Annotated in this window: 23 protein-coding genes; 6 read left to right on the top strand and 17 right to left on the bottom strand. The window is 28.5% G+C overall.

Annotation, left to right across the window (positions count from 1 at the left end):
* From AVBRAN_RS03240 to aroQ, 10 genes are read right to left on the bottom strand one after another with little or no spacing between them, the layout of a single operon-like run.
* Entirely contained in the window at positions 1 to 2,289 is a 2,289-nt protein-coding gene (locus AVBRAN_RS03240) for a flagellin biosynthesis protein FlgL (RefSeq protein WP_239803540.1), read from the bottom strand.
* A gap of 44 nt (positions 2,290 to 2,333) precedes the next feature.
* On the bottom strand, positions 2,334 to 2,861 hold the full coding sequence (locus AVBRAN_RS03235; protein ID WP_214117266.1) for a TIGR00730 family Rossman fold protein: 528 nt from the start codon (positions 2,859 to 2,861) through the stop codon (positions 2,334 to 2,336).
* Positions 2,858 to 3,673, bottom strand: a complete 816-nt coding sequence (gene fliY, locus AVBRAN_RS03230; protein WP_214117267.1) for a flagellar motor switch protein FliY — start codon at positions 3,671 to 3,673, stop codon at positions 2,858 to 2,860. The genes AVBRAN_RS03235 and fliY overlap by 4 nt, the downstream gene beginning before the upstream one ends.
* A complete protein-coding gene (gene fliM / locus AVBRAN_RS03225) occupies positions 3,666 to 4,766 on the bottom strand; it encodes a flagellar motor switch protein FliM (protein WP_214117268.1) in 1,101 nt (366 codons plus the stop codon). Before fliM ends, fliY begins: the two co-directional genes overlap by 8 nt.
* A complete protein-coding gene (locus AVBRAN_RS03220) occupies positions 4,759 to 5,457 on the bottom strand; it encodes an RNA polymerase sigma factor FliA (RefSeq protein WP_214117293.1) in 699 nt (232 codons plus the stop codon). Before AVBRAN_RS03220 ends, fliM begins: the two co-directional genes overlap by 8 nt.
* On the bottom strand, positions 5,438 to 5,791 hold the full coding sequence (locus AVBRAN_RS03215) for a hypothetical protein (RefSeq protein ID WP_214149799.1): 354 nt from the start codon (positions 5,789 to 5,791) through the stop codon (positions 5,438 to 5,440). Before AVBRAN_RS03215 ends, AVBRAN_RS03220 begins: the two co-directional genes overlap by 20 nt.
* Before the next feature lie 5 nt (positions 5,792 to 5,796).
* Positions 5,797 to 6,663, bottom strand: coding sequence for a P-loop NTPase (locus AVBRAN_RS03210; protein ID WP_214117271.1), 867 nt, complete (start codon positions 6,661 to 6,663; stop codon positions 5,797 to 5,799).
* Between the two features lie 3 nt (positions 6,664 to 6,666).
* Positions 6,667 to 7,935 (bottom strand): flagellar biosynthesis protein FlhF, encoded by a 1,269-nt coding sequence (gene flhF, locus AVBRAN_RS03205; RefSeq protein WP_239803539.1) that lies wholly within the window; start codon positions 7,933 to 7,935, stop codon positions 6,667 to 6,669.
* A gap of 9 nt (positions 7,936 to 7,944) precedes the next feature.
* Positions 7,945 to 8,424, bottom strand: coding sequence for a 2-amino-4-hydroxy-6-hydroxymethyldihydropteridine diphosphokinase (folK, locus tag AVBRAN_RS03200; RefSeq protein ID WP_214117274.1), 480 nt, complete (start codon positions 8,422 to 8,424; stop codon positions 7,945 to 7,947).
* Positions 8,424 to 8,909, bottom strand: a complete 486-nt coding sequence (gene aroQ / locus AVBRAN_RS03195) for a type II 3-dehydroquinate dehydratase (RefSeq protein WP_214117276.1) — start codon at positions 8,907 to 8,909, stop codon at positions 8,424 to 8,426. The genes folK and aroQ overlap by 1 nt, the downstream gene beginning before the upstream one ends.
* A 193-nt stretch (positions 8,910 to 9,102) precedes the next feature.
* On the opposite strand from aroQ, the gene flgK reads away from it, so the two are divergent.
* Together flgK and der are read left to right on the top strand one after the other, a co-directional pair.
* Positions 9,103 to 10,953 (top strand): flagellar hook-associated protein FlgK, encoded by a 1,851-nt coding sequence (flgK, locus tag AVBRAN_RS03190; protein ID WP_239803538.1) that lies wholly within the window; start codon positions 9,103 to 9,105, stop codon positions 10,951 to 10,953.
* 34 nt (positions 10,954 to 10,987) lie between these two features.
* On the top strand, positions 10,988 to 12,394 hold the full coding sequence (gene der, locus AVBRAN_RS03185; RefSeq protein WP_239803537.1) for a ribosome biogenesis GTPase Der: 1,407 nt from the start codon (positions 10,988 to 10,990) through the stop codon (positions 12,392 to 12,394).
* 19 nt (positions 12,395 to 12,413) lie between these two features.
* Here der and AVBRAN_RS03180 read toward each other — a convergent pair whose 3' ends face one another.
* Positions 12,414 to 13,397 carry a cation diffusion facilitator family transporter gene (locus AVBRAN_RS03180; protein ID WP_239803536.1) on the bottom strand — a complete coding sequence of 328 codons (984 nt, stop codon included), beginning with the start codon at positions 13,395 to 13,397 and terminating at the stop codon, positions 12,414 to 12,416.
* 117 nt (positions 13,398 to 13,514) lie between these two features.
* Between AVBRAN_RS03180 and AVBRAN_RS03175 the strand changes: the two genes are divergently transcribed.
* From AVBRAN_RS03175 to AVBRAN_RS03160, 4 genes are read left to right on the top strand one after another with little or no spacing between them, the layout of a single operon-like run.
* Positions 13,515 to 13,892, top strand: a complete 378-nt coding sequence (locus tag AVBRAN_RS03175) for a helix-turn-helix domain-containing protein (protein ID WP_239803535.1) — start codon at positions 13,515 to 13,517, stop codon at positions 13,890 to 13,892.
* Positions 13,893 to 13,951: 59 nt separating this feature from the next.
* Positions 13,952 to 14,734: an MBL fold metallo-hydrolase gene (locus tag AVBRAN_RS03170; RefSeq protein ID WP_214150471.1), complete on the top strand. Its 783-nt coding sequence runs from the start codon at positions 13,952 to 13,954 to the stop codon at positions 14,732 to 14,734.
* Between the two features lie 10 nt (positions 14,735 to 14,744).
* Positions 14,745 to 14,933: a heavy metal transport/detoxification protein gene (locus AVBRAN_RS03165; protein ID WP_239803534.1), complete on the top strand. Its 189-nt coding sequence runs from the start codon at positions 14,745 to 14,747 to the stop codon at positions 14,931 to 14,933.
* A complete protein-coding gene (locus tag AVBRAN_RS03160) occupies positions 14,930 to 16,888 on the top strand; it encodes a cation-translocating P-type ATPase (RefSeq protein WP_239803533.1) in 1,959 nt (652 codons plus the stop codon). The genes AVBRAN_RS03165 and AVBRAN_RS03160 overlap by 4 nt, the downstream gene beginning before the upstream one ends.
* A gap of 17 nt (positions 16,889 to 16,905) precedes the next feature.
* On the opposite strand, the gene AVBRAN_RS03155 is transcribed toward AVBRAN_RS03160, so the two are convergent.
* Genes AVBRAN_RS03155 through AVBRAN_RS03130 form a run of 6 tightly spaced genes read right to left on the bottom strand, consistent with a single transcriptional unit; the run spans position 16,906 to position 20,544 of the window.
* On the bottom strand, positions 16,906 to 17,373 hold the full coding sequence (locus AVBRAN_RS03155; RefSeq protein ID WP_214150474.1) for a TrmH family RNA methyltransferase: 468 nt from the start codon (positions 17,371 to 17,373) through the stop codon (positions 16,906 to 16,908).
* Positions 17,366 to 18,427, bottom strand: coding sequence for a CCA tRNA nucleotidyltransferase (locus tag AVBRAN_RS03150; protein ID WP_239803532.1), 1,062 nt, complete (start codon positions 18,425 to 18,427; stop codon positions 17,366 to 17,368). The genes AVBRAN_RS03155 and AVBRAN_RS03150 overlap by 8 nt, the downstream gene beginning before the upstream one ends.
* A complete protein-coding gene (locus tag AVBRAN_RS03145; protein ID WP_214117842.1) occupies positions 18,427 to 18,795 on the bottom strand; it encodes a hypothetical protein in 369 nt (122 codons plus the stop codon). The genes AVBRAN_RS03150 and AVBRAN_RS03145 overlap by 1 nt, the downstream gene beginning before the upstream one ends.
* Positions 18,792 to 19,034: a hypothetical protein gene (locus AVBRAN_RS03140; RefSeq protein ID WP_214117843.1), complete on the bottom strand. Its 243-nt coding sequence runs from the start codon at positions 19,032 to 19,034 to the stop codon at positions 18,792 to 18,794. The genes AVBRAN_RS03145 and AVBRAN_RS03140 overlap by 4 nt, the downstream gene beginning before the upstream one ends.
* Positions 19,034 to 20,071, bottom strand: a complete 1,038-nt coding sequence (gene leuB / locus AVBRAN_RS03135) for a 3-isopropylmalate dehydrogenase (RefSeq protein ID WP_239803531.1) — start codon at positions 20,069 to 20,071, stop codon at positions 19,034 to 19,036. Before leuB ends, AVBRAN_RS03140 begins: the two co-directional genes overlap by 1 nt.
* On the bottom strand, positions 20,068 to 20,544 hold the full coding sequence (locus tag AVBRAN_RS03130) for a 3-isopropylmalate dehydratase small subunit (protein ID WP_214117845.1): 477 nt from the start codon (positions 20,542 to 20,544) through the stop codon (positions 20,068 to 20,070). The genes leuB and AVBRAN_RS03130 overlap by 4 nt, the downstream gene beginning before the upstream one ends.
* Positions 20,545 to 20,548 lie beyond the last annotated feature (4 nt).

The raw sequence follows: 20,548 nt of genomic DNA, 5'->3' as shown, positions 1-20,548 counted from the left end.
TTACATATAATTTAATAAGCTTAATTTTGAAACCTGCGCACTAGCTTGTAAAGTAGCTTGTAAGGTAATTGTCGCTTGCATTAGCATTAATTGGCTTTCTACAGGGTCTGAATTAAGAACCTTTGCCTTAACTTGTTCAACATTTACTTTCATTAAATCCGCTCTATCTTGAGAATTTTGAATACTTGTTTGAGTTGCACCTATTTTTGTATGAACTTTATTAATATGATCTTGTAAATGGTCAATCCTTTTTAAAGCTCCTTGAATACCAACACTTTTTAACAATTCAGGATTATTACTATCTGCTCTATAATTTCCATTTCTAACAGCTTCTATCATCTTATCAAGGTCTTTTATAATATCAACCCTGCCTTCATCAACAATTAAAGTAGAATTTGTATTAAAATTAAACAAATCTCCCTTTTTAGAACCTTCAGCAATAGCCACACCATTAGCATCATTTCCAAAATCAAATTCATTAGCGTTCATAGTATTAGCGTCAAATATAGCTAAATCTATTTTAGTAGTAGTCGCACCTTTGTCTATTAAAGTCATTTGACCTTTTTCATTAAGACCTACATCAACTGAATTTTTAGAATTAATTAAAAGCCTTTCTAATTCTGCTTTATCATCATTATTTAAAATCATAGGAGAATTAGCTTGATTTGGATATTTTGGCACTAATTGATAATCTTTAGTTGGGATATTATCACTAGCAAACATAGAAATAATATCTCCTAATTGCTTATATGTTATATTTTCAGGATTTGTCTTAACACTATCTGAAATATGCTGATTATTATCATAAACCACATTTGTAATAGGTAAAGTTACTTTTTTATCTTGACCATTTTGTTTATAACTAGCCGTTGCAGTGCCTTGAGTAATATTAAAATCTATTGAATAATGTACCTTATTTTTTGAAGTAATTTCTAGTTTTAAAACACTATCAGGTCTCGTGTTATCATTTGGATTTAGTTTTAACGTTCCTTGCGAAGCCTCAACTAATTTAGTCTCATTAGTAGCTACATTATTATTTTTATCTACTTGAGCTATGTTTGAGCTTAAGATATTATCTTTTTTACTAAATAAAGACCTAGAATAATCAATCCCATCGCTAGTAAAAGAAGTATCAATATTACCTGTATTTGTAAATTCTAAAACAAAAACATTATTATTATTTCTTAAATCATTTGGATTAGTTACACTTGCTAACTCACTTTTAACAGGAAAAGGAATGATAGGCATTGGTGGTGTATCAGGTATTTTTGGTGGATAAATTTGTCCGAAATCATCAGCCTTAGCAGTAGCTGCAAACATAGAAAAATTAATTCTACTTTCTTGATTTTTTAAATCAGTAATTTCTATTGTTCCATTATTGCTAAGCGTTACATCTACTACCTTATTTTCCTTAGTATTTCCATATAACTCACCTATTTTATTAAGCATAGCACCAACATCTTCACTAGCACCCATCTTAAACTTAGCTTTAAAACTCTCACCATTTCCCTTAGTCCCACGAACATAAAAATAAGTATCAGGAAATCTTCCTTCATCATTTTTTAAAAAATGATCATTCACATTAAGCTCTTTTCCATTAGCTTGTGGTTTTAAATATTCTTTACCAATTAAGTCTTTAATCTTACTATCTTGAGTAATATAATGCACTTCTTCTGGTTTATTAATATCATATCTTCTATCAACCAAACGAACATTTGTGCTGATTATTTTTTTGTAATCATTATCAACACCTTTCATAAGCTCCTGACCTGAAATATTGTAATCATTATACACATTAGACCCTAGTAAAACTTGCATATTTTCATCATTGCCATAATAATTACCCTTTTCATCAAAAGGCTTAGTCCCAACATTAGTTCCACTGAATAAATATTGTCCGTTAATACTTGTATTTGCAATATTTACAATATGATCTCTTATTTTTTGTAAGTCATTTGCTAAAGCGTTTAAAGAAGTATCAGAATGAACTTCGTTTGCACCTTGAATTAATTTGTTTTTAAATTGGTCTAGTGCCTTACTCATTTCATCTACTGCTTTATCAGAGTTTTTTGTAATATTTATAGCTTTACTAGCAGCTTCGCTAATTTGCTGAAATGTAGAAATCTCATAAACAAGTCTTGAACCTTCTGAATAAATTCCAGCGTCATCATAAGATTGATTAATCTTCAAACCACTTGTTAATTGGTTATTTGCGTCATTTATCATATTTTGCTGACGCTGAAAATTGCCTAAATTTTGTGAATAAATATAAGAGCTTGTTATTCTCATTCTTTTTCCTTGTTAATAATCTTTAGGGTATATCGGTAAAAAAATTATTTTATTAAGTCTAAAACTTCACTAGGTGTATTTGCTATGCTAAAAATATTTAAAGAACTCTCATCAATTGCACCGGAATTTAAAAGTGTATTTTTAAAAAAATCAACTAATGGTTTAAAAAATTCTTCGTTATATAAAATGATTTTATAATTTCTTAATTTTGTTTGAGCTAAGGTTAAAACTTCAAATAATTCATCTAAAGTTCCGTATCCACCAGCACAAACTATCATTACATCATTTTGCATTAAGGCTTTTTTTCTTAAAGATAAATCGCTAAATTCAATAGATTTAGTGCAATATTCATTTAATCTTTGTTCCATTGGTAATTTTATATTAATACCAATACTCTCAACCCCGCCAACTAAAAAAGCAGCTTTATTAGCAGCGTGCATAATACCACCGCCACCACCTGTAGTAATGCTATAGCCGTTCTTTGCTAGAACTTCACTTAATTCAAAAGCGTCTTTATAATATTTATTATTTTCATCAAATCTAGCCGAGCCAAAAATTGTAACTGATTTCATCTAAGACTTTCTAACCTTTCTTTTTTATCTCCGATTTTAGTAATTTGAACACCAAAATTTCCATCAACAATAACAACTTCTCCTTCAGCAAAACATTTATCCCCAACTAAGATTTCTAAAGGGTCATTTGCTAATTGGTCAAGCTCAATAACAGAACCTATATCCATTGTTAAAACATCTTTTAAAAGCATTTTTTTACTACCAATTCTAACTCTAATCGGAAGCTTTACATCCATTATTAAATTAATATTTTTTAACTCACCCAAATCCATTTTAGGCGCACTTACTTCACTTTCTTTTGTAGAATTTGAATTAGGATTTAAAAGCTTATAAGCTTTTTCATTGATAGCAAGACTTATTTGCTCATTTAAATCATTGATATTTACATCATAAAAATAAATTTTATAAAACTTAGATAAATCACACTCATCAGTCAAAAACTCACATTTTTCTAAGCTAAAATTAAACTTAGGTAAATCTTTTTGTGCATTTAATGAAGTTGAAAATGCTGAAAATATATTGCTAATTGCTTCTTTGCTAGCGTCAAGCTCATCTGTGCCTAAATTCTCATTCATTGAGATTTCTTCTTCACCCATCATCCATTCAGAAATCGCACTCATTAAAACAGGACTTGATAAAAATGCAAATTCTTTATCTTCGCTTTTAAAAACAGCTTTTAAAATAGGTGGTTTTAAGGCATTGTTTTTAATATCAAACTCACTATATTCACTAAATCTAGCACTTTTTCCTGTAAGCCCTTCAATAGTGGCAATACATTCATTTACAAATAAACCTAAAAACTCATCAATCATCTAATTTTTCCTCATCTTCCATTGACAATTCTTCTTGAATTTCTACTACTTTATCAAATTCTGCAGCCTTTGTTTTACGCTCTAGTTCGTAAGCTTCAAGTATGTTTTTAACCTCATCTTTATCAGTTTTAATTAAATCTAAAATCTTAATTGATTTTTGGTATCTATGAATACCAAATTGAGCTAAAAATACATCTTTTCCATCAACGCTCACAATAGCTTTATCATCAGCATTTCTATTTAACTTAATAATATTTCCATTCTCAAGTCCTAAAAATTCTTCTACACTAATAAAAGCCTTACCTAAAATCACTTCATAGACCATATCAGCACGACCTACTAAGGTTTTGATTTCTTTATTTCTACTTTTTTTAGCACTTGTTTCGCCTAGCATTACATCACGATTTGCTAAACGACCTAAAATTGGTTCTAAATAAATTACAGGATAACAAATATTAATCATACCGCTATTATTACCTATAGTAAGCTCCATTACAACCATTATTACTATTTCGTTTTGGCTTACAATTTGGACTACACTTGGGCTACTTTCTTTAGCTTCTACGCTAGGATACATATCAGTAATTATTGACCAGCTTTCTTTAAGCCTACCCATCATAATTCTTAAAATACTATCAAGTAAGTTAATCTCAATATCTGTTAATTCTCTATTTTTTTCACTTCCTTCTCCAGCTCCGCCTAATAACTTATCAATCATAGGAAAGGCAATACTAGGATTTATCTCTAAAACACAAGTTCCATCTAAAGGCTTGATTGAAAAAACATTAAAGCTAGTAGGATTTGGTAAAGACATCAAAAACTCACCATAAGTCATCTGGTCAACTGAATGTAGCTTTATTTCCACCATACTTCTCATCATTTGAGAAATTTGAGTAGCAAGGCTTCTTGCTAATTTATCATGAATTCCTTTTACTGCACGAAGTTGCTCTTTACTAACACGATTTGGACGCTTAAAATCATATATTATGATTTGCCTTTCATCGTTTTCTTTCTTTACTTCAGGGACACTATCGGCTGAATCAACGGAATTTAAAAGTGCGTCTATTTCTTCTTGAGATAAAATATCAGCCATCAATTAGCCTTTTTCTTAATGTATTAATTACCCTACTTTGCAACTGCGATACTCTTGATTCGCTAATTTGCAAAATTTCACTAATTTCTTTTAAACTAAGCTCTTCATAAAAATATAACTGAATAATCAATTGTTCTCTTTCATTTAATTCTTCTAAAACTTCGGTAATTTTTTCTAATAAATTTTCTTTATCAAGTCTTTCATTAGCGTCTTCATCGCTTAATACTTGTAATTGTTCATCTAATGGAACGATATAGCTAATTGATTGTGCTAATCTTGCTTCTTTAATCTTATCTATATCTATACCTAATTCACTTGCTAAATACTCATCACTTGGTTCTTCATCAAAATCATTTATATAATCATTTATTATTTTTTCTATATCTTTTACAATTTTTCTATTGCTTCTGCTTAAAGTATCAAGACTTCTTAAAAAATCAAGCATAGAACCATATACTCTTTTTCTAGCATATCCCCAAAAATTATCATTTTGTAAATCATCATAGCGTCTTGCTAATTTGATTAATTCTTCAGTCCCAACACCTATTAAATCATTAACATCAACACTAGCAGGCAAGCGTTCTTTTAATCTAAATGCCATAGCTCTTAATGCTGGTTGATATTTAACAGCTAATTCATCTTGAGCATTTCTTAAAGCACTTGCATACGCATTAAGCCGCTTTTGCATTATATTTCCTTGCAGGTTTTGTTTGCTTTTTGATAATTTCTAATTCACTTTCTACACTCTGAATAATCTTATCCATTCTATTTTCTCTAATTTCAAGCTCTTTTATGAAATGATTTGTGGTATTTTCATAAGCAAATTTATCAAAATTCCTACTACCTAATTTCTTTGCATCAACAAAATTAAGAACAACAAGGTGAATTAAAATATAAAAAACAAAAGTAGTAAATAAGGTAAAACCTATCATCATAAACGGATCATCAATCTTAAATACAGCACAAATAAAACCTATAAAAAATCCACAAACTGTAACAAAAGCAATATAATTATCCGTTCTCATATACCTTAAATCCTATCAATTAATCTCTTAAAAAAGCTTTTTATATTTCCTGAATCAGAATCTTTAAGCACATTTCGTTCCAATCTTGATAAAAGATTATTAGTAGCTTTTTTTAATTGATTAGTTTCTCTTGACGAACTTTGAGAAAATAAAACTCTACTTTTAATACAATCAATAACATAAGCAGAGCTTTCTAAGTATCCTAAATATTTTAATTCAGGATTATTTTTAATATTTGCTGATGCAACTTTTGAAATATTTGTAAATAAATCTAGTGCTTCTTTTTCGCTTTTTACCACATTAAAAAGCATTAAAAAATCATTTCTTACATCAGAAGTAACTTTAATAGTAGCATAAGCGTCAGTAATTGCAGCAGGATCAGGTGTAGTTACAACAATAACTTCATCAGCAATTTCTAAAAAATGTAAAGTAGTTCCACCAATACCAGCACCAGTATCAATTATCAAAAAGTCTAAATCTTCTAATAATTCAGCATCTTCTAAAAAAGCGTCAAAATAACTTGAATTATTGTATTTTAAAATCTCTCCACCACTATCACCTGGGATTAGTTTTAAATTCGGTTTTACTTGTTTGATAATATCAGCTAGCTTACATTCTCCTTTTAAAACATGTAATAAATTTTTACCTATTTTCACATTTAAAATTACATCAAGATTTGCAAGACCAATATCAGCATCAAAAAGACCTACTTTATATCCATCATTTGCAAGTAAATTAGCAATATTAGCACTTATTGTGCTTTTGCCAACCCCACCTTTACCACTTGTAATTGCAATAAATTTTGTATTTTTCTTATTTACTTTATGCTCATTTTTCATAAGCTCATTTAATTTATCAGCTTGTGTTTGCATAATTTATCCTTTAAATCCATCTAAAACGCATTTAATTAAATACTCGCTATTAGCTACTAAAATATCATCAGGAACATTCTGACCTATTGAAAAAAACGAAACAGGTTTTTTAATATTAAAAATTAATGAAAAAATATTACCAAAAGCTCTAGTTTCATCAAATTTTGTAAGTATTAAAGTATCAATATTTAAAGCATTAAAAGCATTAAAAGTCTCTTCCATATCATCATACTTCATACCTGCATTTAATACTAATGCAACTTCAATTTCACTCTCACTAGCCTTTAAATAACTTTCTAATTTTTCAATTTTTGTTTTATCATATTGAGAATTACCGGTTGAATCTATTAAAACCACATCATAACCACTTAAAGTCTCAAGGTTTTTATGTAAATCTTCTTCGGTTGATACAAATGCAATTGGTAATCTCATAGTCCTAGCATATTCAGCTAATTGCTCTTTAGCACCTAGTCTAAAATTATCAAGTGAAACTATAGCAGTTTTGTATCTTTTGCTTCCGTATGCGTATCTATAAGCTAGCTTAGCTAATGTTGTAGTCTTGCCAACCCCTGTTGGGCCAACTAACATAATTATTTTTTGTTTTCTAATAGGTGCATCAACTCTGCAAGGTATCATACTCTTAAGTAAGGTTGTAAAATATCTAGTAATTGCTTCTTTATTACTCAATAAAGCTTTTGGCATATTTTTAAGAGTTGCTCTCATAATTTCATCTAAATGAGTTTGTAACATATCACTTTTTTTTGCTTTATCATAAATTAATGCAAACTCAGGTGGAATTTCAAGATTATTTCTAGCAGGAGCAAGTTCTCCCCATCTCATACTCATTAAATAATCTACTTTGCTATTTAACTCATTTAATAATTGCTTATCATCTTTTGACTTATTGCTAGAATTAGGATTAAACTTTAATCTAGATAATTCTTTTTTAGAATTTAAATCTTGATTAAGTGGTTTATTTTCATTTTGATTTTGCTTATTTTCTATAGCTATTTTTCTATCAAAATTATCGCTTTTAAATTCTTTTAAGCTATTTTCGTAGTGTAACGCTGCTCTTTTATTTACAATTGGTTGCTTTTTTTCTTTTGTATCATTAATAGCTACAACTACTTCTACCATAGCAGGGCTTGTTGGAGTTCTTCCTTCTACTTGAGTTACAGCAACTATTTCAGCTTCATCTCCATAATAATCTCTAACATAAGCTAAATAATCTTGTCCTTTTTCTACTCTAAAACTATCTTGCCTAATTGCCATATTTTTTCCTTACATTGTTCCTAATACTAAAGTTATACTAATCCTATCTTCTGCACCATAATGTGGTAATACTAATCTCTTATCGCAATATGTTTTTTCACTAAAATAAACAATATCTAAATCAAGAGTTCTAGGTGCATTTTTAAAACTTCTTGTCCTATGAAAAATATTTTCATAGTGTTGTAAAACTTTTAAAAGCTCTCTTGCGTGAAGACTTGTTTTAACAAACATTAAAGCATTTGTAAAATCTTTTTGCTCTTTATACCCAAAAGCTTCATTTATTAATAATGCTGAAGTTTGAATAATCTTAAATCTTCTATCAGATTTTAATTTTTTAAATAATCTTACAAATCTTTCACACTCAGGCTCTATATTACTACCAAGAGAAATTAAAGCTAAATATTTATAAGCTTTATTATCCTTACTAAAATACGGATAATACTTAATCCTTTTAAAATATCTCGCTTCATTTATCTTGATATTTGGCATTAAGCGTTATTTGCTTTTAGTGCTTCTTCTTGAGCTGCTATAAATGCTCTTTGCTGTTGAACCATTTGAATAGCACTAAGTAATGCTAAATGATAACTAAATGGTCCAAAACCACTAATTGTTCCAGCACAAACAGGACTTAAGAAACTCTTAGCTCTAAATTCTTCTCTAGCATAAATATTGCTAATATGAACTTCAACTACAGGCATTCTAGTAGCTGCTATTGCATCAGCAATCGCAATTGATGTATGAGTATATCCACCAGCATTTATAATAATTGCATCACAAGTTCCTACACACTCTTGAATTTTATCAATTATTTCGCCTTCATAATTGCTTTGATAAAACTCTATATCAACATTGCTTTCTTTAGCAGCTATACTCATTTGTTCATGTATTTGAGCCATAGTCATAGTTCCATAAATTCTAGGGTCTCTTTGACCTAACATATTTAAATTTGGTCCTTGAATTACCATTATTTTCATATTTCTTCCTTTAATAAATATTTTAATGTTGGATTATAAGTTTTTAATTTTAATATAAGTTATTAAAAAATATTTTTTAAATCAATATCCAAAAAAAGAATTTCAAATAAATATAAAGATTAATAAAATTTTTACGATATGGAATATATTTTGCTAACAAGCTTAAATCAAGTTAAAGTTTTAAAGGTTAATTATGAGTATATTTTCAACACTAAATACAGGTGTAAGTGGTCTTGGAGCTGCACAAGTTCAAATATCTACAACAGGACATAACATTACAAATGCAAACAATCCTTATTATACTAGGCAAAGAGTGGTTCAATCAGCAGCAGATGCTTTACATGTGCCAGCTGGTGATATTGGACTTGGAACTAAGGTTGATAAGATTGTAAGAATTCACGATGAGTATGTTTTCACAAAAATGCGTGATAATACAAATAATTTTGAACATACTAAATATCTAAAAACAAAACTTGAAGAAGCAGCACAAAGATTTCCTGATTTAAAAGATGTTGGAATTTTAAATGATTTACAAGCTTATCAAAAAGCTTGGAATAATTATGCTAGCAACCCTGCTGATGGTGCTACAAAAATAAATCTAGTTCAAGTAGCAACAACCCTTGCAAAAGATATAAAAGCTACTAGAGATGATATGTTTAAAATGCAAAAATCAGTAAATGATGATGTAGTTTTAACTATTGAAGAAATAAATAGAATTGGTAAGGATATTTCTACAATTAATGCTCAAATAGCAGCAAGTGAGAGCGCTGGTGATTCTATGGCAAATGATTTAAGAGATAAAAGAGATGAATTAGAATTAAGACTTTCAAAACTCGTTAAATCATCAGTTTTTAAAGAGAATTTAGAACAAAATGCTTCATTTGATACAAATGTAAAAGATGGGAGCATAGATTATCATTTAAATATTGAAGGTTTTTCTATAGTTGATGGGACAACATTTCATCCATTAAGAATAGATAGTGTTGCTGCAGGAAGCCCTTTTCAAAGGATTTATTATGAGCTTCAAGATGGAACTACTGCTGATTTAACTTCTAAATTAAGTGGGGGACAATTAGGAGCTCAACTTGATTTAAGGGGTCGTGAGTTTAATACCCAAACTAATGGATTTGATGATGGTATTTTGCAAGATTATATAAACAATCTTGATTCTTTTGCAAAAACTATGATTACAGAAACAAACAATATCTACTCAAGAGCAGCTCAAAAGCAAATATTATCAAATGAAATGTCTCATCTAAAGAGTGATGATATTATTATGAATGCAGATAATAGATTAAAAACAGGCACATTTGATTTAATCGTATATAACGATAATGGTCAAGAAGTAGCAAGAAAAACAATCACTCTTGATACAAGCACATCAATGACAGGTGGAGTAAGAAGTTCTAGTTTATTAGAAAAAATTAATTCTAATACAGATGATAATAATGATAATAACAATTTAAACGATTTTGATGATTATTTTTTAGCTGATTATTCTTATGATGAAACAAAAGATAGTGGTATTTTTAGTCTTATTCCTAAACTAGATGGATTTAAAGTAGGCGTAGAAGATCATGGCACTAATTTTCCTGGAATTTTTGGTCTTGGGAAATTCTTTGAAGGCACTAATGGTAGCAATATAAATGTAGATACTAGCCTAAGACACGACCCAACTTTACTTAGAGCAAGTAGTTCTGGTGCTGATGGAAATAACGATGTAGCAAATGCAATCAATCAACTTCAATATAATAAAATTGATTTTTATGATACTAAAGGAGAAAGCACTCAAGCTACTTTTGAAGGATTTTATAGGTCTTTAACAACAGATATAGCAAGTCGTGCAGAAAACAATAATACTTTATACAAAACAAACGAAGCTATCTTGGCTAATGTAACAGCAGAATTTCAATCAGTAAGTGGTGTTGATATGAACGAAGAATTAAGTAATCTTATGAAATATCAAGCAAGTTTTGGTGCAAGTGCTAAAATCATCACAACGGTTGATAAAATGTTAGATACTTTGCTAGGACTTAAACAATAATAGCTAAAATGAGCTTTTTTAATAAAGGATATATATGCAAAAAATAATGTTAATAGGAAAGCCAAATGTTGGCAAAAGCTCACTATTTAATCGCTTGGCAAAAGAACGCTTAGCGATAACTTCTGATATTAGTGGCACTACTAGAGATACTAATAGAAAAATAGTTGATATTAATGGAAAAAAGGCTATTTTAGTAGATAGTGGTGGGCTTGATGATAAAGATGAATTATTTCAAAATGTTAAAAAGAACACCTTAAAAGAAGCAAAAGACGCTGATATAATCGTTTATATGGTAGATTGTAAATTGGGTGCAAATGATGATGATAGGGCTTATTTTTATGATTTATTAAAGCTTAAAAAACCAACAGCTTTAGTAATTAATAAAGTAGATAGTAAAAAAGATGAAGAAAGAAGCTTGGAATTTACTCGTTTTGGATTTAAAAATGTATTTAATATAAGCGTATCTCACGCAACGGGGATTGATGAATTAAATGATTTTTTAAGCTCACATTTGCGTGATACTTTCGTGCCTGATAATTCAGAGCTTAGCTTAGAAGATTTCTTAGATGAAAATATAGCTGGTGAATATGATGAAGAAGGCATTAACGAAGTTAGCGAAATTGATGAAAATCATATAAAAATCTCAATTTTAGGGCGTGTAAATGTAGGTAAAAGCTCACTTTTAAACGCACTTGTAAATGATGAAAGATGTGTTGTAAGTAGCATTGCAGGAACAACAATTGACCCTGTAAATGAAAGTATTGAATATAATGGCAAAACGCTTGAATTTATTGATACCGCAGGAATTAGAAGAAGAAGTAAAATTTTAGGTATAGAAAAATACGCTCTAAATCGCACCGAAAAAATGCTAGAAAACTCTCAAATCGCCTTGCTTGTATTAGACGCTGCTGAAGGATTTAACGAGCTTGATGAAAGAATAGCTGGGCTTTTAGGTAAGAATTATTTAGGCGTGATTATAGTTTTAAATAAATGGGATTTATGTGGTAAGAGTGATAAAGAATTTGATGAAGTTTGCAAACATTTAAGGCTTGATAGATTTAAATTCTTAGCCTATGCACCTATTATTAGCGTTTCAGCACTTAGTAAAAAGCGTATTAAAAATCTTTTAGATTTAATCTTAAAAGTGCATTCAAACTACATTCAAAAAATCCAAACTTCAAAACTAAATCAAATCATAGAAGAAGCTTGTCTAGCTCATCCATTGCCACACGATAAAGGCAAACTTGTTAAGATTTATTACGCTACTCAATATAGCGTTGCACCACCAAAAATAGCACTTGTAATGAATAGACCAAAAGCACTTCATTTTTCTTACAAACGCTATTTACAAAATGTATTAAGAAAGCACTATGATTTAAGCGGAGTTCCATTAATCATAGCAGCTCGTAAAAAAGGCGAAAAAGAATTAATTGAAGAATAATTAGGAAGTTAATTCCTAATTATTCGCTAATTTCTGGCTGAATAGTAATATGATGTATATTAAACTTATTCTTAAGTAAAGCATTAAGCTTTTGTAAAACACTTTTAAACTCATTTAAATCATCTAAGATTATATGAGCTGTTAGTATATGATAATCTTGAGAGATTGAATGAATGTGTATATCGTGAATATCTTTTATATTTAAATCTTGCTTTAATATAAATTCTTTTACTTCACTAATCTCAATGAATGAACTCTCAAGTAAAATATCTAAGCTTTGTTTAAATAATGATATAGACCACTTAGCAATTACTAAAGCTATTAATAAAGCTAGTATTGAATCAATAAAATAAAAATCAGTATAATAAACAATAATCCCACCAATAATAATTGCAACAGAACTAAGTAAATCACTTAGCATATGAATTAGACTTGATTTAATATTTAAATTACTTGTATCAGCTTTCATTAATAATAAAGCACTAATTATATTTGCTACAAGTCCAAAGCAAGATACTATAAGCATAGTCTTTATATCTATTTTACTTGGGTTTAATAGTTTTTCAATAGCTTCATAGATGATAAATATAGTAAATATAGCTATCATAATAGCATTTATAAAAGCAGCTATTATTTCGCTTCTATAATATCCATAAGTTTTTTTACTATCTTGTTTATTAATAAATATTAGTGCAATAAAACTTATTATCAATGCAAAAGCGTGTGTTATCATATGAAGTGCATCACTAATTAATGCTAAAGAATTAGCTAAATACCCATAAATTAATTCAGCAAACATTACTACAAAAGTTACTATAAAGCTTAATAATAATGCTTTTTTATTCTTAGTAAAATCATAAGAATGAGTATGAGAATGGTCGTGGTGTTCTTGTGAGTGATTAGAATTATTATGGGAGTGGTTATGGTGTGAGTGATTACAAGAATGATTGTTTGAATGTTGTTTTATTGGTTTATGAATTAAGTCTTGATAGGTGCAAGTCATTGTTTTTCCTTTAAATTGAGTTTTAGGATAACTTTAATCCTTTTTAATTTTTATGATTATAATTCATATTTAAGTAAATGTAAATTACTTACGAATTTGTAAGTATAAGGAGTTTTTATGCAAATAAATATGAATAATGTAACCTGTCCTTTGCAAATAGCTGCAAATATGATAAATGGAAAATGGAAAAGCATAATCATTTTTCAATTAAGTTTAGGTAATTCTTCTTTATCAAAATTACAAAAAGATATAATTGGAATTAGTCAAAAAATGCTTCTTGAACACCTAAATCAATTAAGAGAAAATGGCTTAGTAGATAAAATAACTTATGATGGCTATCCGCTAAAAGTAGAATATTTTTTAACAAATCGTGGAAAGCAAATGTTAAAAGCAATTATTATTTTTCAAGAAATAGGCATTGAAGTTTTAAAAGAAAAGAAATTATTTAATGCTTTAAATGAAAAAAGCTTATCATACATACGAAAAAGTAAGTAATTTACAATTATTTTTAAAAAAGATAATATCTATCCTTTAATTTAATTTAAGGAGATTTTATGAATACAAAAGTTCAATTAATTAGAAGTGCTTGTGTAAAAATCACTATAAATAATGTGTGTTTTTTAATAGACCCTATGTTAGCACCAAAAGGCACTTATGAAGGTTTTGCAAATACTTATAATTCACATTTAAGAAATCCTTTAGTGGATTTGCCATTTAGTTTTGAAGAAATTATAAATGATGTAAATGCTGTAATAATTACTCATAATCATTTAGACCATATAGATGAGTATACCTGTAAAAAATTAGATAAAAATATTAAAGTTTTCGTTCAAGATAATCAAGATTATAATTATTTTAAAGATTTAGGATTTAAAAATCTTGAGATTTTAAGCGATACTTTAGAATTTCAAGGAGTAAAACTAACAAAAACTAAAGCAAAACACGGAAGCGAAGAAATATATAAAAACGAAGAATTAGCAAGGCTTTTAGGTGATACTATGGGAGTTATTTTTAGTGCAAAAGATTGCAAAAGTGTTTATTTAATAGGAGATAGTGTTTTAACAAAAGATGTTGAAAATACTTTAAAACAAAATTATGATATTGTTATTGTAAATGCTGGAAATGCTATGGTTTTAGGATTTGATGATAGTATTATTATGAATGAAAACGATATTAAAAATATTGCTAAAATATCAACTAGCAAGATAATAGCCGTTCATTTAGAAGCTATTAATCATTGTATTTTAACTAGAAAAGCTTTAAAAGAATTTGTAAATAAGAATAATTTAAACGATAGAGTTTTAATCCCAGATGATGGGGAAAGCTACATTTTTTAAAGGAGATAAAATGAAAAAATATGAGATTTTTAATGTAAATTGCAATCATTGTGTAAATAAGATAAAAAATGCTTTAGAAGAAGATTTCGGAACAATTACTTTTAGTGATGATTTAAAATATATTTTTATAAATGCGAATAAAGAAGAATTTGAAGATGAGCTTTTAGAATTAGGATTTAGATTAGGTAAATTAGTATGAAAAATATAAGGCTTTTTATTAACGGAATGCATTGTGTAAATTGTGCTAATTCAATCAAACAAGAAGCCTTAAAATTAGGCGTAATAGATGCAAGGGTTGATTTTATCAATAAATTTGGAGAATTTAGTGTAAATGATGATTTTGATAGTGAAAAGCTAATTTTTGCTATCAAAAAACTAGGCTTTGAAGTAAGCTTAGAAAAAATAAATGCAAAAAAAACTTACGAAGGCATTAGGCTAATTTTTTTAGCGATTTTTAGTGTTTTAACTTTTATTGATTTTAGCTTTTTATTCTCTTGTGTTTTTGCAAGTTTGGCTATTTTACTTTCGCTTGATTTTTATAAAAGAGTAATATTTCATAAAAGCTATGGAATGGATTTACTTGTAGTGCTTGGAATTAGCATTAATTATTTTTATTCATTTTTTAGTATTCATCATCATTTCTTTTTTGAAAGCACTTTTGTCTGCTTTGTGATTAGGCTTGGAAAATTTATTGAAAATAAAGCAAAAGCTAAAGCAAATTCTTTAATCACACCAAGCAAAATCCCTACAATAACCCTAGCAAACAATAAAATAATAAAAGCAAATCAAATAAATAAAGATGATGAGCTACTTATTAAAAACGGCGAAGAAATCTTAGTAGATGGAATATGTCTAAATGAAGCCTTAATTGATGAGAGCGTTATTAGTGGAGAAAGCTTTAGTCTAAGCAAAAAAATAGGAGAATTAGTTTATGCAGGTAGCATTAATAAGGGCGAATTATTAAAGATAAAAGCAACTAGCACTTATTATGAAAGCTCACTTGAAAAGCTTAAAGATGAAGCAATGAAAGCTAATAATAAGGATTTAAAAGCCTTTAAATTAGTTGATAAGATTAGCAAATATTTTGTATTAATAATTTGTATAATTGCTAGTATTACAGGACTTGCTTGGTATTTTATAGATTCTTCTAAAGTGTTTTTTTATGTTAGTAGTGTGTTGTTAATCTCGTGTCCATGTGCCTTAGGACTTGCAATTCCTATGGTAATAGTAATTTGCATTAATTTATGCTTTAAAGAAGGAATAATTTTAAAAAATCCAGAGCTAATTAACTCAATAAAAGATATAGAATGCTTTGTTTTTGATAAAACAGGCACACTTACAAATTCCGTGCAAAAAATATCACACGATTTAAGTGAAGCTGATTTTAGGCTAATTGCAAGTATTGAAAATACTCAAAATCACCCAATAGCTAAGAGTATTACGAATAATTTTACTGATTTTTTAGATTTAAATGGAACTTGTGCTTTAAAGGATAATTCTTTAATTTATACTGATGAGAATTTAAAAGTAGAAATAAAACCTTGCGAAAATGAGTTTTTATGCTATAAAAATGATTTGTATTTAGGCAAAATTACTCTAGAAAACGAAATTAACGAAAATGCAAAAGAATTAATTAGCTTTTTAAAATCACTCAATAAAAGAATAATAATAATTAGCGGAGATAGTAAAGAAAGAGTAGAAAATCTAGCAAGCAAACTAGAAATTAGCGAATATTATTTTAGAGTTACACCTGAAAATAAAGCTGCGATAATAAAGAATTTAAACGCAAAAAGCGTATTTATTGGGGACGGGGCTAATGATATTAAGGCATTAAGAACGGCTAATTTTGGTATATCATTTAGCAACGCAAATGCAATTGCTAAAAATAAAGCCGATGCGATATTGCTAAAAAATGATTTGATTAAAATCATAAAACTTTTTGAGATTTTTGATAAAGCTTATAGTAAGATTAAGCAAAATTTATTCATATCGTTTTTTTATAATTTCATAGGAATTGCTCTAGCTTGTGGGGTTTTTAGCGAGATTAATTTGCATTTAAATCCTGCACTTTGTGCTATGCTTATGAGTATTTCATCGCTTGTTGTGGTATTTAATTCTTTGCTTTTGTTTAGAAAAAATAATTTATCTAGTTAGTAGTAACTAGATAAATACTAAATACTAAAATTTTTAAAATTCTGCCTTAAGGCTTCCGAGCTTAAAAACGCAACGCTTTGAGCTAGATTAAGCGACCTGCCATAACTTTTCATAGGTATTAAAAAGGTATTTTCATTGCTTAAAATCTCTTTAATTTCAGGCTGTGGCAAACCAAAACTCTCACTTCCAAACACTATGAAATCTCCTTCATTAAAACTAGCGTTAAAATAAGGATTTTTTGATTTTGTGCTAGCGAATTTCATTTTAGCAATATCATTATTAGCTAAAAAATCCTTTGCATTATCCCAAAAAATCGGCTCAAGTTTATCCCAATAATCAAGACCTGCGTGCATAATCTTTTTGCTTGAAAAGTCCAAAAAATGAGGTCCAACAAGATGTAATTTAAAACCTAAGTTATAGCACATTCTACCTATTGTCCCTACATTTCCTGCAATTCTTGGCTCAACTAAAACTATATTAAACATTTTTCATATACTCCTTAATGGCTTTTTCTTCGCATATTAGTGCTTCTTCTTTTGAGCTAATATTTTCATATACGACTTTTATTTTGTCATTATAAATTCCTAATTCTTTAGCTCGTTTTACAATATCCTTATTTAGCCCAAGCCACTCTCTAAGTGGCATTTTAATAGCAATTTTACATAAATTATAGTCATTTAAATCATTAAAATTTGGCTCTTTTGTTAAAAAGAAAAGCATTTTTTTATAAGGCATAAATTGATAATATATATTAAAATAATCAATAAAATAAAAAAACATTAAAGCAAATCTTTTTTCCTTACAAACTAAATTCTTATTATCTTTAATCTTTTTTAAAACAGCAAAAAATTCATATTTGCTAACACTAAAACCGAAACATTTTTCAAATAAATTTAGTTTATACAAATAATAAAGCCCAATTTCAGGGTATTTTGCTTCAAATAATTTTATTAATTCATTATAAATTCTATCCTTGCTAAGGTTTGAAATATCAATTTTTTTTAGATACCTTAAATCCTTTTTCTTAGTCTTTAGCTTAAATCTTGCGATAAATTGAATAAATCTTAAAAGCCTTAGCGAATCTTCTTTGAATGTATAATAATTCACTATTCTAATTAGCTTTTTTTTACAATCTCGTATGCCTTTATGTAAGTCTATTATTTCTTGTGTAAAAATATTAATCATTATTGTATTCATACGAAAATCTCTTCTAAGCGAGCCTTTGTATATGCTTGTTTCAACTTTTACACGAAAATCCGTATGTAAATCGCCTGTTTTTTTCTCTGTTCTTGCAAGTGCTAAATCATAATTTGCTTTTTTATATACAAAAAAACTTTTGCCTACACCTAAAGCGTTTAATTCTTTAGCAATCTGCTCCATTTTACTAGGACTTACATCATAAATCTCTATATCATAATCATTTGTATTATTACTTAGATAAATATCTCTAACACAACCACCCACAAAATAAGCTCTTTTTGTGTATTTTGATAAAATTAATTGTATTGTTAAAAAAGTCTCATCATCCCAAGGAAGCATTAATTTTTTAAACGCTCTTCAATACTTGCTAGTAAAAATTCAATAAAAGATATTGTTATTTCTAATCTTTTTTGTAAATCTTCTTCATTTTGCTTAGTGTTTAAAGCTTCAAAAAGAACTAAAATTCTTTCTTTAATTTTCAATAAATATTGCTTTTCATAAGTTGATAGCATAGCTGTGCTAGTAGTTTCTTTAGCTCTTTGAATATCTTCAATCTTAGCTATTATCTCTTCTTCGCTACTGATTTCATTTACTGCTTTTACTTCATTTATTTGCTCTTCTTCAGTTTTTTCATATTCTTTTTTAATCTCTTCTGCTGCTACTTGAGATAATCTATCAATCATTTGTGATAATTCTTCATTATTCATATATTTATTAGCCACCTTTTAAACTCATTATATTCTTGTTCGCTTTTAGCATTCATAAAAAAATCATACATTAATAAATTAAGCTCAAGTTTATGCACCTTAGCACCACTTAATCTATAAATACCTTCTTTAGCTGCTTGATTGTTTTTATCACGCTTTAAAATATTTTTATATATTTCAAGGGCTTCTTCTCTTAGCCCTTGTTCTTCATAAATCTTTGCTGCGGTAATTGTTTGCATTAGCAATACTTCGCTACTAATTCGCCCATTTCTTGGGTATTTAATTTAATTTTTGCATTAGCTAAATCAGCACATCCATAGCCTTCGCTTATTACTCTTTTTACTGCGTTTTCTATTTTTGATGCTGATACTTCATCGTTTAATGCAAATCTTAACATCATAGCAGCACTCAAAATCGTAGCAATTGGATTTGCTATGCCTTGACCAGCAATATCAGGAGCACTTCCGTGAATTGGCTCATAAAGTCCAACTTTTCCACCTATACTAGCACTTGCAAGTAATCCGATTGAGCCAACTACCATACTAGCTTCATCACTTAAAATATCTCCAAATAAATTCTCTGTTAAAATCACATCAAATTGCTTTGGATTTTTAATAAGTTGCATAGCAGCATTATCTACATACATATAGCTTAACTCAACTTCAGGATAATTTACAGCCAACTCATCGCAAACTTCTCTCCATAAAGCTGAAGTTTCAAGCACATTAGCCTTATCTACCATACATAATTTTTTGCGGCGTTTCATTGCACTTTCAAAACCAATTTTTGCAATTCTAATTATCTCATCACGAGTATAAACCATTGTATTATAAGCTCTATCTGCTAGTTTTTCTCTAGGTTGTCCAAAATAAATTCCACCCGTTAATTCTCTTACTACAAGTAAATCAACGCCTTTTACAACACTAGCTTTAATAGTGCTAAGCTCTTCAAGTCCATCATATACAAAAGCAGGACGAAGATTTGCAAATACTCCTAAAGCTTTTCTAAGTGCTAATAATCCACTCTCAGGTCTTAAATGGCGTTCTAGCTTATCCCATTTTTCTCCACCAATTGCACCAAATAAAACTGCATTAGAATTTAATGCTACATCAATAGTTTCTTGTGGTAAAGGAACTCCAACCTCATCAATCGCAGCTCCACCCATTAAGCATTCAGTATATTCTAAATCAGGGCGAACTACTTTTAAAACTCTTATAGCTTCATTGATTATTTCAGGGCCTATTCCATCGCCTTTAATTACACAAATTTTATTCATTTTGCAACCTTACTAGCGTATTCAATCAAACCACCTGCATTTAATAATTCTTGCATAAATACAGGGATTGGATTTATTTTATAGCTTTCGTTTTTTGTGATATTTTTAATAATTCCATTTGTAATATCTATATCTAATTCATCATTTTCTGCAATTTTATCAGTATCGTTGCACTCTAATATTAAAAGTCCAGTATTGTATGCGTTTCTATAAAAAATTCTCGCATAAGTTTTTGCGATTACACATTTAATATTTGCAGCTTTAATAGCAATTGGTGCGTGCTCACGACTAGAACCACAGCCAAAATTCTCTCCTGCAACTATGCAATCATTTTCTTTAATTTCTTTAAAAAATCCAGGTCTAGCATCTTCCATAACATAACTAGCCAATACTTTTTCATCACTTGTATTTAAATATCTTGCGGCTATGATTAAATCTGTATCTATATTATCGCCAAATTTAAAAACTCTCATTAAA

Origin of the sequence: Campylobacter sp. RM12651, from assembly GCF_022369475.1 — a bacterium.
Taxonomy (GTDB): Bacteria; Campylobacterota; Campylobacteria; order Campylobacterales; family Campylobacteraceae; genus Campylobacter_E.
This window is presented reverse-complemented; position numbering and strand designations above follow the sequence as displayed.

What these genes read in the sequence shown, in the direction of transcription:
- AVBRAN_RS03180 (WP_239803536.1), bottom strand. Translation starts at nt 13,397, where the DNA reads ATGACTTGCACCTATCAAGACTTAATTCATAAACCAATAAAACAACAT.
- AVBRAN_RS03215 (WP_214149799.1), bottom strand. Translation starts at nt 5,791, where the DNA reads ATGAGAACGGATAATTATATTGCTTTTGTTACAGTTTGTGGATTTTTT.
- AVBRAN_RS03235 (WP_214117266.1), bottom strand. Translation starts at nt 2,861, where the DNA reads ATGAAATCAGTTACAATTTTTGGCTCGGCTAGATTTGATGAAAATAAT.
- flgK (WP_239803538.1), top strand. Translation starts at nt 9,103, where the DNA reads ATGAGTATATTTTCAACACTAAATACAGGTGTAAGTGGTCTTGGAGCT.
- folK (WP_214117274.1), bottom strand. Translation starts at nt 8,424, where the DNA reads ATGCCAAATATCAAGATAAATGAAGCGAGATATTTTAAAAGGATTAAG.
- leuB (WP_239803531.1), bottom strand. Translation starts at nt 20,071, where the DNA reads ATGAATAAAATTTGTGTAATTAAAGGCGATGGAATAGGCCCTGAAATA.
- AVBRAN_RS03170 (WP_214150471.1), top strand. Translation starts at nt 13,952, where the DNA reads ATGAATACAAAAGTTCAATTAATTAGAAGTGCTTGTGTAAAAATCACT.
- AVBRAN_RS03140 (WP_214117843.1), bottom strand. Translation starts at nt 19,034, where the DNA reads ATGCAAACAATTACCGCAGCAAAGATTTATGAAGAACAAGGGCTAAGA.
- AVBRAN_RS03155 (WP_214150474.1), bottom strand. Translation starts at nt 17,373, where the DNA reads ATGTTTAATATAGTTTTAGTTGAGCCAAGAATTGCAGGAAATGTAGGG.
- fliM (WP_214117268.1), bottom strand. Translation starts at nt 4,766, where the DNA reads ATGGCTGATATTTTATCTCAAGAAGAAATAGACGCACTTTTAAATTCC.
- AVBRAN_RS03160 (WP_239803533.1), top strand. Translation starts at nt 14,930, where the DNA reads ATGAAAAATATAAGGCTTTTTATTAACGGAATGCATTGTGTAAATTGT.
- AVBRAN_RS03150 (WP_239803532.1), bottom strand. Translation starts at nt 18,427, where the DNA reads ATGCTTCCTTGGGATGATGAGACTTTTTTAACAATACAATTAATTTTA.
- flhF (WP_239803539.1), bottom strand. Translation starts at nt 7,935, where the DNA reads ATGGCAATTAGGCAAGATAGTTTTAGAGTAGAAAAAGGACAAGATTAT.
- AVBRAN_RS03240 (WP_239803540.1), bottom strand. Translation starts at nt 2,289, where the DNA reads ATGAGAATAACAAGCTCTTATATTTATTCACAAAATTTAGGCAATTTT.
- fliY (WP_214117267.1), bottom strand. Translation starts at nt 3,673, where the DNA reads ATGATTGATGAGTTTTTAGGTTTATTTGTAAATGAATGTATTGCCACT.
- AVBRAN_RS03165 (WP_239803534.1), top strand. Translation starts at nt 14,745, where the DNA reads ATGAAAAAATATGAGATTTTTAATGTAAATTGCAATCATTGTGTAAAT.
- AVBRAN_RS03175 (WP_239803535.1), top strand. Translation starts at nt 13,515, where the DNA reads ATGCAAATAAATATGAATAATGTAACCTGTCCTTTGCAAATAGCTGCA.
- der (WP_239803537.1), top strand. Translation starts at nt 10,988, where the DNA reads ATGCAAAAAATAATGTTAATAGGAAAGCCAAATGTTGGCAAAAGCTCA.
- aroQ (WP_214117276.1), bottom strand. Translation starts at nt 8,909, where the DNA reads ATGAAAATAATGGTAATTCAAGGACCAAATTTAAATATGTTAGGTCAA.
- AVBRAN_RS03130 (WP_214117845.1), bottom strand. Translation starts at nt 20,544, where the DNA reads ATGAGAGTTTTTAAATTTGGCGATAATATAGATACAGATTTAATCATA.
- AVBRAN_RS03210 (WP_214117271.1), bottom strand. Translation starts at nt 6,663, where the DNA reads ATGCAAACACAAGCTGATAAATTAAATGAGCTTATGAAAAATGAGCAT.
- AVBRAN_RS03145 (WP_214117842.1), bottom strand. Translation starts at nt 18,795, where the DNA reads ATGAATAATGAAGAATTATCACAAATGATTGATAGATTATCTCAAGTA.